At 71.3% G+C, this 14,261-nt stretch carries 15 protein-coding genes and 1 other RNA gene; 8 read left to right on the forward strand and 8 right to left on the reverse strand.

What is annotated here, in order from left to right:
• On the reverse strand, nucleotides 1-506 hold a 506-nt coding region (locus tag AC2W7M_RS09130; RefSeq protein WP_486131817.1), incomplete at its 3' end, for a hypothetical protein.
• Here AC2W7M_RS09130 and AC2W7M_RS09135 point away from each other — a divergent pair.
• Nucleotides 484-1,632: a hypothetical protein gene (locus AC2W7M_RS09135; RefSeq protein ID WP_486131819.1), complete on the forward strand. Its 1,149-nt coding sequence runs from the start codon at nucleotides 484-486 to the stop codon at nucleotides 1,630-1,632. The genes AC2W7M_RS09130 and AC2W7M_RS09135 overlap by 23 nt on opposite strands.
• A gap of 79 nt (nucleotides 1,633-1,711) precedes the next feature.
• On the opposite strand, the gene AC2W7M_RS09140 is transcribed toward AC2W7M_RS09135, so the two are convergent.
• The 4 genes from AC2W7M_RS09140 to AC2W7M_RS09155 all read right to left on the reverse strand — a co-directional run bounded on the left by AC2W7M_RS09140 (nucleotide 1,712) and on the right by AC2W7M_RS09155 (nucleotide 7,242).
• Nucleotides 1,712-2,617 (reverse strand): hydroxymethylglutaryl-CoA lyase, encoded by a 906-nt coding sequence (locus AC2W7M_RS09140; RefSeq protein WP_486131820.1) that lies wholly within the window; start codon nucleotides 2,615-2,617, stop codon nucleotides 1,712-1,714.
• Entirely contained in the window at nucleotides 2,614-4,629 is a 2,016-nt protein-coding gene (locus AC2W7M_RS09145; protein WP_486131822.1) for an acetyl/propionyl/methylcrotonyl-CoA carboxylase subunit alpha, read from the reverse strand. The genes AC2W7M_RS09140 and AC2W7M_RS09145 overlap by 4 nt, the downstream gene beginning before the upstream one ends.
• Nucleotides 4,626-5,402: an enoyl-CoA hydratase/isomerase family protein gene (locus tag AC2W7M_RS09150; RefSeq protein ID WP_486131824.1), complete on the reverse strand. Its 777-nt coding sequence runs from the start codon at nucleotides 5,400-5,402 to the stop codon at nucleotides 4,626-4,628. The genes AC2W7M_RS09145 and AC2W7M_RS09150 overlap by 4 nt, the downstream gene beginning before the upstream one ends.
• 232 nt (nucleotides 5,403-5,634) lie before the next feature.
• Nucleotides 5,635-7,242, reverse strand: coding sequence for a carboxyl transferase domain-containing protein (locus tag AC2W7M_RS09155; RefSeq protein WP_486131826.1), 1,608 nt, complete (start codon nucleotides 7,240-7,242; stop codon nucleotides 5,635-5,637).
• A 463-nt stretch (nucleotides 7,243-7,705) separates the two neighbouring features.
• Between AC2W7M_RS09155 and rnpB the strand changes: the two genes are divergently transcribed.
• An RNA gene (rnpB, locus tag AC2W7M_RS09160) (RNase P RNA component class A) lies at nucleotides 7,706-8,074 on the forward strand.
• A gap of 661 nt (nucleotides 8,075-8,735) precedes the next feature.
• Here the strand turns inward: rnpB and AC2W7M_RS09165 are convergent.
• Nucleotides 8,736-9,158 carry a hypothetical protein gene (locus AC2W7M_RS09165; RefSeq protein WP_486131828.1) on the reverse strand — a complete coding sequence of 141 codons (423 nt, stop codon included), beginning with the start codon at nucleotides 9,156-9,158 and terminating at the stop codon, nucleotides 8,736-8,738.
• Between the two features lie 67 nt (nucleotides 9,159-9,225).
• Between AC2W7M_RS09165 and AC2W7M_RS09170 the strand changes: the two genes are divergently transcribed.
• The 5 genes from AC2W7M_RS09170 to AC2W7M_RS09190 all read left to right on the forward strand — a co-directional run bounded on the left by AC2W7M_RS09170 (nucleotide 9,226) and on the right by AC2W7M_RS09190 (nucleotide 12,722).
• Entirely contained in the window at nucleotides 9,226-10,062 is an 837-nt protein-coding gene (locus tag AC2W7M_RS09170) for a hypothetical protein (RefSeq protein ID WP_486131830.1), read from the forward strand.
• A 217-nt stretch (nucleotides 10,063-10,279) separates the two neighbouring features.
• Nucleotides 10,280-10,999 carry an SDR family NAD(P)-dependent oxidoreductase gene (locus tag AC2W7M_RS09175; protein ID WP_486131832.1) on the forward strand — a complete coding sequence of 240 codons (720 nt, stop codon included), beginning with the start codon at nucleotides 10,280-10,282 and terminating at the stop codon, nucleotides 10,997-10,999.
• 30 nt (nucleotides 11,000-11,029) lie between these two features.
• A complete protein-coding gene (locus AC2W7M_RS09180; protein ID WP_486131834.1) occupies nucleotides 11,030-11,167 on the forward strand; it encodes a hypothetical protein in 138 nt (45 codons plus the stop codon).
• A complete protein-coding gene (locus AC2W7M_RS09185) occupies nucleotides 11,143-12,150 on the forward strand; it encodes a glycerol dehydrogenase (protein WP_486131836.1) in 1,008 nt (335 codons plus the stop codon). The genes AC2W7M_RS09180 and AC2W7M_RS09185 overlap by 25 nt, the downstream gene beginning before the upstream one ends.
• Nucleotides 12,151-12,167: 17 nt before the next feature.
• On the forward strand, nucleotides 12,168-12,722 hold the full coding sequence (locus AC2W7M_RS09190; RefSeq protein WP_121623294.1) for a 2,4'-dihydroxyacetophenone dioxygenase family protein: 555 nt from the start codon (nucleotides 12,168-12,170) through the stop codon (nucleotides 12,720-12,722).
• 11 nt (nucleotides 12,723-12,733) lie between these two features.
• On the opposite strand, the gene AC2W7M_RS09195 is transcribed toward AC2W7M_RS09190, so the two are convergent.
• Together AC2W7M_RS09195 and AC2W7M_RS09200 are read right to left on the reverse strand one after the other, a co-directional pair.
• On the reverse strand, nucleotides 12,734-13,135 hold the full coding sequence (locus AC2W7M_RS09195) for a GDSL-type esterase/lipase family protein (protein WP_486131838.1): 402 nt from the start codon (nucleotides 13,133-13,135) through the stop codon (nucleotides 12,734-12,736).
• Complete coding sequence (locus AC2W7M_RS09200) at nucleotides 13,105-13,419, reverse strand: GDSL-type esterase/lipase family protein (RefSeq protein ID WP_486131840.1); 315 nt, start codon at nucleotides 13,417-13,419, stop codon at nucleotides 13,105-13,107. Before AC2W7M_RS09200 ends, AC2W7M_RS09195 begins: the two co-directional genes overlap by 31 nt.
• Before the next feature lie 106 nt (nucleotides 13,420-13,525).
• On the opposite strand from AC2W7M_RS09200, the gene AC2W7M_RS09205 reads away from it, so the two are divergent.
• Complete coding sequence (locus AC2W7M_RS09205) at nucleotides 13,526-14,233, forward strand: ABC transporter ATP-binding protein (RefSeq protein WP_486131842.1); 708 nt, start codon at nucleotides 13,526-13,528, stop codon at nucleotides 14,231-14,233.
• The last annotated feature ends 28 nt before the right edge of the window (nucleotides 14,234-14,261 follow it).

The raw sequence follows: 14,261 nt of genomic DNA on the forward strand, positions 1-14,261 counted from the left end.
AGCGCCGCCAAGGCGAGCCGATCGGGCAGCGGCGCCTGGGGCGCGCTTTGCCCGGCCGGGACGGCGACCGCCGCCAGCTCAAGACCGCTCTCGCTGGGGTCGAGGAGATAGACCGCCCCGCGGCTGCAGGCGGTGGAGGCGACCGTCTGCTGCAGCACCTTCTCCAGCATGCTGTCGAGGCCGGGCTCCTTGCCGATGGTCTCGGTGGTGCCGAGGAAGTTCTGGATCGTCCTGCACACCTCGCCCAGCACGTCCTCCAGCTGGCGGATCTCCCGGATCATCGAGCCGCGCACCTCCGGCTGGCGGAAGTCGAAGCGGCTGAGCCGCTGCGCCTGCCCCGCCAGCACCGTCAGGTCGCGCCCGAGGCGGTGGCCCACCAGCCAGCCCAGAACCAGCAGCACCGCGGCGATGCCGGCCGTCAGCCAGGCCTGCCGGATGAGCCCGGCGCGGATGCCCGCCAGCAGGTCGCTGTCGGGGGTGGCCATGAGCAGCTTCAGCTGGCCCACCGGAAAACGCCGCCAGCGGCATGGCGATGCCGAACCAGGGCTGTCCATCGACGTCGAGGCTGACCGGCTGGTTGGGTCCTGCGTTGGCGGCGCCGAGCGCTGTGAGGGCGGGAACGCCGAGTTCGCCGAGCGTGCTCAGCCGCACGCTGTCACCCGCACGCCGATAGGCGCGGTCCAGATCGGTATAGGCATAGGCGTTGCCGTCCGCGCCGACGATGGTGATCTCCGAATTGGGCGTGAGGCGCAGCGCCTTCAGCTCCTCACCGAGGTCCGTGAGATCCACGTCGAGGCCCGCCACCGCCTGCCCGTCGCGCGCGGCGAGGCTGAGCGTCACGCCGATATTCTGCGTGGTGAAGAAGATGTAGGGCTGGGTCAGGTTTTCGCCCGGCGACTGGTCGGCGTCGATGTACCAGGGCCGCGCGCGCGCATCGAAGCCGGTGTCGGGGAGGGTGCGGGCCAGAAGCTGCCTGCGCTCGGAATTCAGGAATTGCCAGACGGTCCGCTTTCGGCCGCGCACGTCATACTCGATGCTCTGCACCAGGAAGGCCGCCTCCGGCGGCGCGTCGACGCTGGCGCGGACGGCGTCGGTCCGCAGCGGGCGCACCAGGATGAATTCGCCGTTGGCGTAGCCCACATAGGCCGCCGACAAAAACGGGATGCTCTGCAGGATCTGGATGAAGGTGCCCGCCCGCTCCAGCCGCTCCCCCGGGTCGAACGCGAACATGACCGGATCGCTGACGAGATAGTTCAGCGTCGCCGAGGCCGGCGCCATCAGGCGGCGGACCTTCTCGTCCACCAGCCGCCCCATCGCCTGGGTGCTTTCCTGCGCGGACTGGAGCAGCGCGGTGCGCGCCACGTGCCACCCCTGCCACACGAGCAGCGCCCCGAGGGCGAGCATGGCGCCGACCACCACGACGGCGATGAGGGTCGGCAGCGGCCAGGTGATGCCGCCCCGCTGGCGGCGCGGAAGAAAGGCGATCGGTGCGCGATCCATGGACGCTCCACCGGCCGGATCATGTCCGCCCGCGCCGCGGGGCGCCGAAGGCGATGCTCGTGGGCGCTGCGCAAGCGCGCGCCCCCACCGCCCCATGCCGACCGACGAAGCGGTGCCGTGATCCGATCCTGAAAGTGCCCGAACGTCAATGCCTATGGCTTGGCCGTTCCGTGCCGGTGCGGCACCGGCCACAGCGCCGCCGCGCGCCGCGCTATCCGGCCCGCGCCGCCAGAGCGCGCGCGGTCTTGGATGCGGAGGGACGGCCCAGCGCGTCGGTGATCGCGCGCCCGGCGGCGGCGAGCCGGTCGATGTCGATGCCGGTCGCAACGCCGAGGCCGTCCAGCATGTAGACGAGGTCCTCGGTGGCGACGTTGCCCGACGCGCCCTTGGCATAGGGGCAGCCGCCGAGGCCGGCGACCGCGCTGTCCACGGAGGCGATGCCGAGGTCGAGGCAGGCGAGCACGTTGGCGAGCGCCTGGCCGTAGGTGTCGTGGAAATGCAGCGCCGTCCGCGCGGTGCCGATCTCGTCCGCCACCACCTTCGCCATGGCCTTCGCCTTGCCAGGCGTACCGACGCCGATGGTGTCGCCGAGCGAGACCTCGTAGCAGCCCATGGCGACCAGCGCCTGCGACACCTCCACCACCTTCGCCACCGGCACCTCGCCCTGGTAGGGGCAGCCGAGCACGCAGCTCACATAGCCGCGCACGGCGACGCCGTTGGCGCGGGCGATGTCGAGCACGGGCACGAAGCGCTCCAGGCTCTCGGCGATGGTGCAGTTGATGTTCTTCTGGCTGAACGCCTCCGAGGCGGCGGCGAACACCGCCACCTCCTCGACCTCCGCCGCCAGCGCCTGCTCCAGGCCCTTCATGTTGGGGGTGAGCACGGCGTAGCGCACGCCGGGCCGGCGCTTCAGCGCCGCCAGGACCTCGGCGGTGTCCGCCATCTGCGGCACCCATTTGGCCGAGACGAAGGAGCCTGCCTCGATGTCCTTGAGCCCGGCTTCGGCCAGCGCCTCGATGAGCGCCACCTTGGCGCCGAGCGGCACCATCCCCGGCTCGTTCTGCAGCCCGTCGCGCGGGCCGACCTCGACGATGCGCACGGCGGCGGGGCGGCTCATGACAGGTCCTCCAGAACCAGCAGCTCGGCGCCCTCGTCCACCAGGTCGCCCACGGCGAATTTCAGCGCCTTCACGCGCCCGTCGCGCGGGGCGGCGACGGTATGCTCCATCTTCATGGCCTCGACCACCACCAGGGCCGCCCCCTTCGCCACCTCCTCGCCTTCGCTCACGGCGATGCGGATGATGGTGCCCGGCATGGGCGCGACCAGGCGCCCGGCGGTACCGGTGGCGGCCTGGGAGGCGAGCCGCGGGTCCACAAACTCGACGCCATATTCCCCGCCGCGCACGAACACGGTGAGATGGGCACCCGAGCGCACCACGCGGGCGGAGAGCGCGACCCCGTCGAGCCGGGCGCGGATGGCGCCCTCCCCGTCCGCCTCGCCTTCCACGGTCACCGGGCCGCCCGGCAAGTCGAGCACGAAGCCTGAGGGGCGGAAGTGCGCGCGCACCGGAATGCGCCGCTCCCGGTCGGCGAAGGTGAGGTCCACATGGGCGTCGCGGTTGAGCCGCCAGCCCGGCGCGCGGCCCCAGGGGGAGAACGGGTCGGCCGCGTCCACCGCCTCGGCCGACTGGCGCGCCTCCTCCTTCAGCACGAACAAGGCGGCGAGCGCCACCACGGCGTCGTCCACCGGCGCCGGCGGCGGCAGGAGGTCAGCCTGGTGGCGGGCGATGAAGGAGGTGTCGAGGTCGGCCGCCGCGAAGCCGGGATGGGAGGCGATGGCCTTCAGGAAGGCGCGGTTGGTGGACAGGCCCACCACCTCGGTCCGGGCAAGCGCCGTCTCCAGCCGCGCGATCGCCTCGGCGCGGTCGGCGCCGGCGGCGATGATCTTGGCGATCATGGGATCGTAGTGCACCGAGACCGTGTCGCCGGCCCGCACGCCGGTATCCACCCGGGCGCCCGGCGCGCCGAACGGCAGGACCAGATGCTCCAGGCGTCCCACCTGGGGCAGGAAGTCCTTCTGCGGGTCCTCGGCATAGAGCCGCACCTCGATGGCGTGGCCCTTCAGCGGAATCTCGCCTTGCGAGAGCGGCAGCCGCTCGCCCTCGGCGACGCGGATCTGCCACTCCACGAGGTCCTGGCCGGTGATCGCCTCGGTGACCGGATGCTCCACCTGGAGACGGGTGTTCATCTCCATGAAGTAGAAGCCGTCGCCCTCGGCGATGAATTCCACCGTGCCGGCGCCCACATAGCCCACCGCCTTGGCGGCCTCGACGGCGGCGCGGCCCATCTCGGCGCGGCGCTCGGCGGTCATGCCGGGGGCGGGGGCCTCCTCCACCACCTTCTGGTGGCGGCGCTGGATCGAGCAGTCGCGCTCGTAGAGATAGACGCCGTCGCCGTGGCTGTCGGCGAACACCTGCACCTCGATATGGCGCGGGCGGGTGAGATACTTCTCGATCAGCACCCGGTCGTCGCCGAACGCGCTCTTCGCCTCGCGCTGGGCGGAGGCGAGGGCCTCAGTGAACGCGGCCGCGCTCTCCACCACCTTCATGCCCTTGCCGCCGCCGCCGGCGGAGGCCTTGATGAGCACCGGATAGCCGATGCGCGCCGCCTCGCGGGCGAGCAGCGCCTCGTCCTGGTCCGCGCCGTGATAGCCCGGCACCAGCGGCACGCCGGCGGTCTCCATGAGCGCCTTGGCGGCGCTCTTCGAGCCCATGGCGCGGATCGCGGAGGCGGGCGGGCCGACGAAGACGATGCCGGCCTTCTCGCACGCCTCGGCGAAGTCGGCGTTCTCCGACAGGAAGCCGTAGCCGGGATGGATCGCATCCGCGCCGCTGCGGCGGGCCGCGTCCAGGATGGCGTCGATTTTCAGATAGCTCTCGCGCGCCGGCGCGGGACCGATGGGATAGGCCTCGTCCGCCACCGCCACGTGGAGCGCGTTCGCGTCGGCCTGCGAATAGACCGCGACGGTGCGCAGCCCCATATGCTTCGCGGTGCGCATGACGCGCACGGCGATCTCGCCGCGGTTCGCCACCAGGAGCGTGCGGATGGGCCGGATGACGGGCCTGTTCATGGCGTTCCCCATTTGGGCTTGCGCTTCTCCAGGAAGGCGGCGATGCCCTCCTTGCCATCGGCGCTGGCGCGCTGGTCGGCGATGCGGCGGGCGGTGTCCTGCACCACCGTGAGGTCGACCGGCCGGTCGACGGCCGCGATCAGGTCCTTGGCGGCGGCGATGGCGGCCGGGCTGCCGGCGCGCAGCGCCTTCAGGTGCCGCTCAACGGCGTCGTCCAGTTCCTCGGCGGGCACCACCTCGTGCACCAAGCCGAGGTCGCGCGCGGTTTCGGCGGAAAAGCGCTCGGCGGTGAGAAAATAGCGCCGCGCCTGGCGCGCCCCCATGGCGCGCACCAGATAGGGGCTGATGACGGCGGGGATGATGCCGAGCCGCACCTCGGTGATCGCGAATTCGCTGTCGCTCGCGCACACGGCGATGTCGCTGGCGGCGATCAGGCCGGTGGCGCCGGCGAAGGCCAGGCCCTGGATGCGCACCAGCGTCGGCTTCGGCGCGGTGTCGATGGTGTGCATGAGGCGGCCGAGCGCCATCGCGTCGGCGAGGTTCTCGTGGCGGGAATAGCCCGCCATGCGCTTCATCCAGTTGAGGTCGGCGCCGGCGCAGAAGTTCTTGCCGCTGGCGCGCAGCAGGATGGCGATGACCGCCGGGTCGTCGATCGCCCGCTCATAGGCGCGGGTGAGCGCGGCGATGAGCGTGTCGTCGAAGGCGTTGTGCACCTGCGGCCGGTCGAGGGTGATGACGGCGACGCCGTTCGCCACGGTGAAGAGAAGGCTCATGGGAACCGCCTTTCACGCCGGGCGTGTCCCGGCCGACGGGAGCGCGGAACAGCCGCGCAGGAGGAGCGCCGGGACCCCGCGCAGAAGTGCCGCCGAAGGCGGTCTTCGTGGGGACGACGGCACACAGCAAAGCCTGCTGCGCAGGAGCCCTGCGCCGGACCCCGGCTCGGCGCTCCGGCTGCGCCGTCGCTTGGCTGGGGAACGCGGGGCGCCGCACGGAGCGGGGCCGCCATCACATGCGGAACACGCCGAAGCGTGTCTCCTTCTCGGGCGCGTTGAGCGCGGCGGAGAGCGCCAGCGCCAGCACCATGCGGGTGTCGGCGGGGTCGATGACACCGTCGTCCCACAGGCGGGCGGAGGAATAATAAGGATGACCCTGCACTTCGTACTGGGTGCGGATGGGCGCCTTGAAGGCCTCCTCCTCTTCCGCCGGCCAGGAGCCGCCCTTGGCCTCGATGCCGTCGCGGCGCACCTGGGCGAGCACGTTGGCCGCCTGCTCGCCGCCCATCACCGAGATGCGGGCGTTGGGCCACATCCACAAGAAGCGCGGGTCGAAGGCGCGCCCGCACATGCCGTAGTTTCCGGCACCGAAGGAATTGCCGATCACCACCGTGAACTTCGGCACGCTGGCGCAGGACACGGCGGTGACGAACTTCGCGCCGTCCTTGGCGATGCCGCCGGCCTCGTATTTCCGCCCGACCATGAAGCCGGTGATGTTCTGGAGGAAGACCAGCGGGATGTTCCTCTGGCAGCACAGTTCGACGAAGTGCGCGCCCTTCTGCGCGCTCTCCGAGAACAGGATGCCGTTATTGGCGATGATGCCCACCGGATAGCCGAAGATGCGGGCAAAGCCGGTGACCAGCGTCTGCCCGTAGAGCGGCTTGAACTCGTCGAACTCCGAAGCATCGACGATGCGGGCGATGATCTGGCGCACGTCGAACGGCTGCTTGGGGTCGGCCGAGACGATGCCGTACATCTCCTTGGCGTCGTAGAGCGGGGCGCGCGGCTCGCGCAGGTCGAGGGAGTGGGCCTTGGTAGAATTGAGGTCGGCGACGATGGAGCGGGCGATGCCCAGCGCGTGCGCGTCGTTCTCGGCCATGTGGTCGGCGACGCCGGAGATGCGGGTGTGCACGTCCGCCCCGCCCAGCTCCTCGGCGGTCACCACCTCGCCGGTGGCGGCCTTCACCAAAGGCGGGCCGGCGAGGAAGATGGTGGCCTGGTTCTTCACCATGATGGACTGGTCGGCCATGGCCGGCACATAGGCGCCGCCGGCGGTGCACGAGCCCATCACCACCGCGATCTGCGGGATGCCCAGCGCCGACATGTTGGCCTGGTTGAAGAAGATGCGGCCGAAATGCTCGCGGTCGGGGAACACCTCGTCCTGGTTCGGCAGGTTGGCGCCGCCGCTGTCCACCAGATAGAGGCAGGGCAGATGGTTGTTCTGGGCGATGGTCTGGGCGCGGATGTGCTTCTTCACCGTCATGGGGAAGTAGGTGCCGCCCTTCACAGTCGCGTCGTTGGCGACGATCACGCACTCGCGGCCGGAGACGCGGCCGATGCCGGTGATGATGCCGGCGGCCGGCACCTCGCCGTCATACATGCCGTAGGCCGCGAGCTGGGAGAGCTCCAGGAACGGCGATCCGGTGTCGAGCAAGGTGCGGATGCGGTCGCGCGGCAGCAGCTTGCCGCGCTTGAGGTGCCGCTCGCGCGCGACCGCGCCGCCGCCCTCGGCGGCGCGCTCCACCTTGTCCCGGAGGTCGGCGACGCTCGCCTCGAGCGCCTCGCGGTTGCGGCGGAACGTGTCGGAGCGGCGGTCGACCGCGTCCTCGATGATGGCCATGAGCGTCCTCGACCCGTTTGGGAGGAGATGAGCCCGCTGCGGCGCGCCCAAGCGGGCGGGCAGCGTGGCGCGGGCGATATCCTCCGATGCCGGTTGGTCCAGCTTGGAACGATCGTACGTTTTTTTATGGCCTGCGCAAGAGGAAGGATTGCGCGCCGCCGCGACGGACGGCGAGCAGGGTCCGGAGCAGAGGGGACCTGTTCCGCCTGCGGGCCTCAGGCTATAGCTGACGCCATGCTGGCGCGACAGTCCCAATCGGTTCCGGGGATGATCCTGGGCGCAGGCGCGGGTCTCGTCCTCGCGCCGGCTTTGGGTCCGTTCGGCATCGTCTTTGGCGCCGGCTTCGGCCTCGTGCTCGGCGCCATCCTCCGGCGGCACCGCGCGCCGCGCTCCCCCGCACCGGGTGATCGGGACGCCCCGCGCACTTGACGCCGGCGGCGCGCATCCCCATTGCTGCGGAACACCAGCCGGCCGGGCGGCCGCGGCATCTCGATGCCGAGGAAAGTCCGGGCTCCACGGAGACACGGTGCCGGATAACGTCCGGCGGGGGCGACCCCAGGGAAAGTGCCACAGAAATCAGACCACCTGTGCACGCACAGGCCAGGGTGAAACGGTGGGGTAAGAGCCCACCGCGCGACCGGCAACGGAAGCGGCACGGCAAACCCCACCGGGAGCAAAGTCGAATAGGGACGGCACGGGAAACCAGCCCCGCCTCCGGGGCGCCGTCCGGGTTGACTGCTAGAGGCGCCGGGCAACCGGCGTCCCAGAGGAATGGCCGCCGCGCGGGCGCAAGCCCGCCGTACAGAACCCGGCTTATAGGCCGGCTGGTGCTCCCTCCGCCCTGATCGCCCGGCGCCCGGTGCCCGGCGCAGCGTGGCCTTGGCAGCAACTCAAGATTGTGTTCTAAATGACGGCAATCACATGAGGGCTGTTCCATGGCCGACACTTCCATGGGCGAAACTTCCATCGGCGGCTCTTCGGGCGCGGCGGATGCGGGCGCCATGCCCGTGTTCCGGATCGGCCTCGTCATGGCCGGCGCGGTCTCCGCCGGCGCCTATACGGCGGGGGTGGTCGACTTCCTCCTGGAGGCGCTGGACGCCATTGAGGACGTGCGCGCCGGGCGCGACACCAGCCACCTCGCCGCCGGCCTGCCGGGCGAGATGCCCGTGGTGGCGCCGCCCTATGGCGCGCGGATCGCCGCCATGTCCGGAACCTCGGCGGGAGCGATGGTGACCGCCATCGCCGCCACCATGCTCAACACCCGCATCCGCCCGGTCACTGGCGAGACCGAGCCGGGCGCGGCCACCGGCAATCCGCTCTACGACTGCTGGGTCGAGCAGATCCACATCGACAAGCTGCTCGCGACGGACGACATCAAGGCCTCGCGGCCGCTCATGTCGCTGCTGAACGCCGAGCCGCTGGACGACATCACCCGGGCTGCGCTCGCCTATGCGCGCAAGGCCGACCGGCCGCGCGCCTATGTGGATGACCGGCTACCGATCCACATCTGCGTCAGCAACCTGCGCGGGGTCGCCTATTCGCTGCGGCTGGAGGGCACCGACGCCGACGCCGGCCACCAGATGTCGCTCCATGCGGACCATTTCGGCTTCGAGCTCCAGGGGCCGGGCGTGCCGGAGGGCACCGCCCCCGAGGAGGAGGACCACGCGGTCCTGCGCGCCGGCGGCGGCGACGACACGCCCTGGACGCTGTTCGGCCGCGTCGCCGTGACCAGCGGGGCGTTTCCGTTCGGCCTCGCGGCGCGTGCGCTGGACCGGAAATTCGACGCCTATGTGAAGCGCCGCTGGTTCATCCCGAGCGCGGCGGCCGCCGGAGCGGATCGAGGTCGAAGGCGCGCCGGCCGAGCCGGCGGACGATCCGAAATCCTGGCGCAGCGTCGCCGGGCGGTACGACACCATCGACCCGCTGCACGACACCGGCCACTTCGCCGACGGCGAATATCCCATCGTCTGCGTCGATGGCGGCATGTTCAACAACGAGCCCCTGGAGCTGTGCCGCCGGTCGCTGTCCAAAGGCGGCCGCAACCCGCGCGCGCCGGACGAGGCCAGGGCCGCCGTGATCCTCATCGACCCGTTCCCGGACATCGTGGTGGAGCCGAGGAGCTACAATCCCAATCAGGCGCGGACGCTGATCTCGGTCGCCAAGACCTTCTTCAGCGTGCTGCTGGCCCAGTCCCGCTTCAAGGCGGACGAACTGGCGTTGGCGCGCGACCCGCAGGTGACGAGCCGCTTCGCGATCCTTCCCTCGCGCCGCCACCCGAAGACCGACGCGCCGCAGCGGCCGGCGCTCGCCAGCACCGGCCTTGCCGGCTTCGGCGGCTTCCTCTCGCGCGCGTTCCGCCATCACGACTACATGCTCGGCCGGCGCAACTGCCAGCGTTTCCTCGCCACGCGCTTCGTGCTGCCAGCGGACGGGGCGGCCGGGCATGTCAATCCCATCGTCGCCCCTTGGCTGAAGGATCCCCGGCACGCGGAATTCCTCGTGGACAGCCCGTTTAAGATGGAGGGGCGGACCGTGAAGTGCCTGCCCGTCATCCCGCTGCTCGGCAAGCTGGCCAGCGGCGACTACACGAAGATGCCGGCCTGGCCCTCCCGCCCCTTCGATCTCGACCTCGCGCGGCTGGAGGCCGCGATCGGCGCACGCGCCGACGCGGTGGCGAGCAAGCTCATCGACCACTTCAAGGGCGGCCGGGTGCCGAGGGTGCTTTGGACGTGGCTCGCCAGCGGCAAGGTGCGCCGCGCCATCGTCGGCGCCATCGTCGACGACCTGAAGGACAACGGCATCCGCCCGGGCGAGCGCTGAGGCTTACTGCCTTGCCCGAGGCCGCCCGCCACGGTGGAAAGGCGCAAGCTCCCCCCGCAGCCTCTTCACGTCCGCCGCGAACCGACGCATGCTAGGGGCACAATGCGCCGTCCCCGTCCTCCCCGCCGCCTTCGGGTCCGGCGCCGGGAGGGATCACCATGAGGGATGCGCCCCGGGCCGGAACGGGCGCGGGACAATGGGATGGAGCCACGGTTCCATGGAAGGCCTAATCGATTTAAGCGGGCGCGTGGCGGTAATTACGGGCGGCGGGACGGGGCTGGGGCTCGCCTGCGCGCGCCATTTCCTCGCCGAGGGGTGCCGCGTGGTGGCCCTCGGACGCGACCGGGAAGCCGATTTCGACGACCCCGGATTCACCTTCCTGGACCTCGACGTCACCGACGACGACGCCATCGCGCGCCTCACCGCCCGGCTCCCCGGCGTCGACGTGCTGGTGAATGCCGCCGGCATCATCCTGCACGACATGGAGGAGTTCTCCCCGGCCGGTTTCCGCAAGGTGATCGATGTCAATCTCGGCGGCGCCCAGGCGGTCACCATGGCCCTGCGCGACGCGCTGCGGCTCAGGCGCGGCTGCGTCGTCAACGTCGCCTCCATGTGGTCGTTCTTCGGCTCGGGCCGCAATCCCGCTTATGCGGCCAGCAAGGGCGCCATCGTGCAGCTGACGCGCTCGTTCGCGGTCGCCTTCGCCCATGACGGCATCCGCGTGAACGCGGTGGCGCCGGGCTGGATCCGCACCCGCCTGTCCGCGGGCGCCATGAACGATCCGGAGCGCCGCGCCGCCATCACCGCGCGCATCCCGATCGGCTATTGGGGCGAGCCGGACGACGTGGCGGGCGTGGTGGGCTTCCTCGCCTCGCCGGCCGCGCGCTACGTCACCGGCGCCGTGCTGCCGGTGGACGGCGGCTATTCCATCGCCTGACGCAGGTTCGCCAGACACGGGAGGAACGCCATGCGCAATCTCAAGGTCCTCGGCGCGCCAAGCCTCTATGTGCAGGGCCCGGGCGCGCTCGGCGAACTCGCCGCCCTGATCACCGCGCATCTGGTCCCCGCCCGCCGCGCCGGGTGCTGCTGGTCACCGACGCGCTGATGGCGCCGTCGCTCGGCGCGCGCATCGCGCCGCTCCTGGAGGCGCAGGGCCTCGCCTTCTCAACCCTGTCGTTCGAGGGCGAGGTGACGCAGACCGCCGCCCAGCGCCTGGCGCATGCGGCGGGCGCCTTCGCGCCCGACCTCGTTCTGGCGGCGGGCGGCGGCAAGGGCGTCGACATGGGCAAGGCGGTGGCCCATGCGCTCGGGCTGCGTCTCGTCACCCTGCCCACCGCCGCCTCGCAGGACGGCGCCACCAGCCGGGTGTTCGTGCTCTATGACGATAACCACCGGCTGGCGCGGGTGGACCGGCTGGCGCGCAATCCCGAGATCGTTCTGGTGGACACGCAGATCCTCGCCGCCGCGCCGGCGTCGCTGCTCGTGTCCGGCATCGGCGACGCGCTGGTGAAGCGCTTCGAGGCCGCCCAGTGCGTCGGTGCGGACGGCCCCAACATGTTCGGCGCGCGGGCGACGCTCGCCGCCTCCGCGCTCGCCGAACTGTGCGACCGCGTGCTGCGCGCCCACGCCGTGGACGCGCTGGCCGCGGCCGAGGCCAAGACGCCGGACGCGGCGTTCGAGAAGGTGGTGGAGGCATGCTTCCTGCTCGCCGGCCTCGGCTTCGAGGGCGCCGGCCTGTCCATCGCCCACGCCATGACGCGCGGCCTGACCGCGGTGCCGGAGACCTCGGGCGCGCTGCACGGCTGCCAGGTGGCCTATGCGCTGCTGGTGCAGTTCCTGCTGGAGCGGCGCTCCAAGGACTTCATGCACGAACAGTTCTCCTTCTACCGCAAGGTGGGCCTGCCCATCTGCCTGAAGGACTTCGGCATCGCCGCGCCGCGCCCGGACCTCGTCGGCACCATCGCGCGCCTGACCCACGAAGCACCCCACGCCCGCAACTTCGAGCGCGCGCTCACGGCGGAGGACATCGCCGACGCCATGGAGCGGCTCGAAGGCCTGAGCGCCATCGCCCCCGCCCGCGCCGCCTGACTTGAAGGAGACCCGCCATGGCCCTGCCGGACCTCGCCAGCCGCCCCAAGACGCCGGAAAGCGCCGATCAGGCGCGCATCCCCTACCGCCACCCCCAGCCCAAGGAGAGCCCGCCGGAGATCGTCATCCCGAGCGTGATCCCCGAGGACGACCGGGTCTGGGTGCCGCAGCAGCCGAACGTGTGGTTCCGCCCGCTGTGCCTGTCGGCGACGCGCGGCTACTGGGTGAACCTGCTGAAGGTGCGCAAGTCCGGCGTGCTCTCGCGCCACCGCCACCCCCAGCCGGTGCACGGCTATGTGCTGAAGGGCTCCTGGCGCTACCTGGAGCACGACTGGGTGGCGCAGGAGGGCGGCTATGTCTACGAGGCGCCGGGCGAGACCCACACGCTGGTGGTGGACGCGCACGTGGAGGAGATGATCACCCTGTTCCAGGTGAACGGGGCGATGATCTATGTGGACCCGGACGGCGCCGTCATGGGCTACGAGGACGTGTTCACCAAGATCGACCTGTGCCGCCGCCATTACGCCGAGGCCGGCCTCGGCGCGGACTTCGTCGACCAGTTCATCCGCTGAGGCGCGGGCGGCTATTGCCCCGCCCCGCCTTTCGCCTTCACCGCGCCGATCAGCTCCTCCACCTTGGGCAGGATGCCGGCGACGATGGCCGCCACGCCGCGGGCATTGGGATGCAGGCCGTCGGGCTGGTTCAGCGCCCGGCTGCCCGCCACGCCGTCCAGGAAGAACGGATAGAGCAGCACTCCCTCCTGGGCGGCGATCTCCGGGAACAGGGGATCGAACCGCGCGGCATAATCGGCGCCGAGATTGGGTGCGGCCCGCATGCCGGCGAGCAGGACGGAGATGTTCTTCACCTTCAGCCGCCGCACGATCTCGGTCAAGGCGCGCCGCGTGCCGTCGGGATTCTGGCCACGCAGCATGTCGTTGGCGCCCAGTTCGACGATCACCGCGTCGGTGCGGCCGGGACCGACCAATCGAGCCGCATCAGCCCTTGGGGCGCGGTCTCCCCGGAGACGCCGGCATTGACGATCTCCACCTCGTAGCCCTTGGCGCGCAGCGCCGCCTCCAGCTGCGCCGGGAAGGCCTGGGTCTTCGGCAGGCCGAGCCCCTCGGTCAGGCTGTCGCCGAACGCGACGATGCGGATCGGCCGCGCGGCGGCTTCTGACGCGAACGTGAACAGCGCGCTGAGCGCCGCAAGCGCCACCGCCAGCGCTGGCGCGGCCAGCTTCCGCAGCGTCGCCGCCTTTGGCTGCGGCACCGGCGCCGCGTTCCCACGGCCGGCGAATGGTGCTTTGCTGGCGCAAGGGATCTCTGGGGGCAGGATCCTCCCCGCTGCCTCAGGATTCTTGCTCGCCGCGATGCGCATGGACGACATAGCCACTCCTTCTCCCATCCTCTCCCTATCGCATATCGACCTCTATCTCGGCACCGGGCCGGCCCGCGTCCATGTGCTGAAGGACGTGAGCGTCGCGATCCGGCCCGGCGAGGCGGTGGGCCTCGTCGGCGCCTCCGGCTCCGGCAAGTCGACGTTGCTGATGGTCATGGCCGGCCTGGAACGGGCGGACGCCGGCACGGTTGAGGTCGCCGGCACCCGCCTCACCGGCCTCGACGAGGATGCGCTGGCGCGCTTCCGTGGTCGGCATGTGGGGATCGTGTTCCAGTCCTTCCACCTCATCCCCACCATGACCGCGCTGGAGAATGTCGCCGTGCCGCTGGAGCTGGCCGGCCGCGCCGACGCCTTCGCGCGGGCGGCGCGGGAGCTGGAGGCGGTCGGCCTCGGCGGCGCGCGGATCGCACTATCCGGCGCAGCTGTCCGGCGGCGAGCAGCAGCGCGTGGCGCTGCGCCCGCGCGCTCGCCCCCCGAGCCGCAGATCCTCCTGGCGGACGAGCCCACCGGCAATCTCGACGAGGCCACCGGCCGGCAGATCATGGACCTCATCTTCGCCGCCCAGCGCGCGCGCGGCATGACGCTGGTCATCGTCACCCACGACGCCGAGCTCGCCGCCCGCTGCGGCCGGGTGGTGCGCCTGCGCTCCGGCGTGGTGGTCCTCGAGACCGCCGAGGTGACATGAGCGCGCCCGCCGCCGCGCCGCCGCCGCC

This window comes from Xanthobacter sp. BG11Y11_SDJG (assembly GCF_057364445.1).

What these genes read in the sequence shown, in the direction of transcription:
- AC2W7M_RS09135 (WP_486131819.1), top strand. Translation starts at nt 484, where the DNA reads ATGAGCAGCTTCAGCTGGCCCACCGGAAAACGCCGCCAGCGGCATGGC.
- AC2W7M_RS09140 (WP_486131820.1), bottom strand. Translation starts at nt 2,617, where the DNA reads ATGAGCCGCCCCGCCGCCGTGCGCATCGTCGAGGTCGGCCCGCGCGAC.
- AC2W7M_RS09145 (WP_486131822.1), bottom strand. Translation starts at nt 4,629, where the DNA reads ATGAACAGGCCCGTCATCCGGCCCATCCGCACGCTCCTGGTGGCGAAC.
- AC2W7M_RS09150 (WP_486131824.1), bottom strand. Translation starts at nt 5,402, where the DNA reads ATGAGCCTTCTCTTCACCGTGGCGAACGGCGTCGCCGTCATCACCCTC.
- AC2W7M_RS09155 (WP_486131826.1), bottom strand. Translation starts at nt 7,242, where the DNA reads ATGGCCATCATCGAGGACGCGGTCGACCGCCGCTCCGACACGTTCCGC.
- AC2W7M_RS09165 (WP_486131828.1), bottom strand. Translation starts at nt 9,158, where the DNA reads ATGGTGTCGTACCGCCCGGCGACGCTGCGCCAGGATTTCGGATCGTCC.
- AC2W7M_RS09170 (WP_486131830.1), top strand. Translation starts at nt 9,226, where the DNA reads ATGTTCAACAACGAGCCCCTGGAGCTGTGCCGCCGGTCGCTGTCCAAA.
- AC2W7M_RS09175 (WP_486131832.1), top strand. Translation starts at nt 10,280, where the DNA reads ATGGAAGGCCTAATCGATTTAAGCGGGCGCGTGGCGGTAATTACGGGC.
- AC2W7M_RS09180 (WP_486131834.1), top strand. Translation starts at nt 11,030, where the DNA reads ATGCGCAATCTCAAGGTCCTCGGCGCGCCAAGCCTCTATGTGCAGGGC.
- AC2W7M_RS09190 (WP_121623294.1), top strand. Translation starts at nt 12,168, where the DNA reads ATGGCCCTGCCGGACCTCGCCAGCCGCCCCAAGACGCCGGAAAGCGCC.
- AC2W7M_RS09205 (WP_486131842.1), top strand. Translation starts at nt 13,526, where the DNA reads ATGGACGACATAGCCACTCCTTCTCCCATCCTCTCCCTATCGCATATC.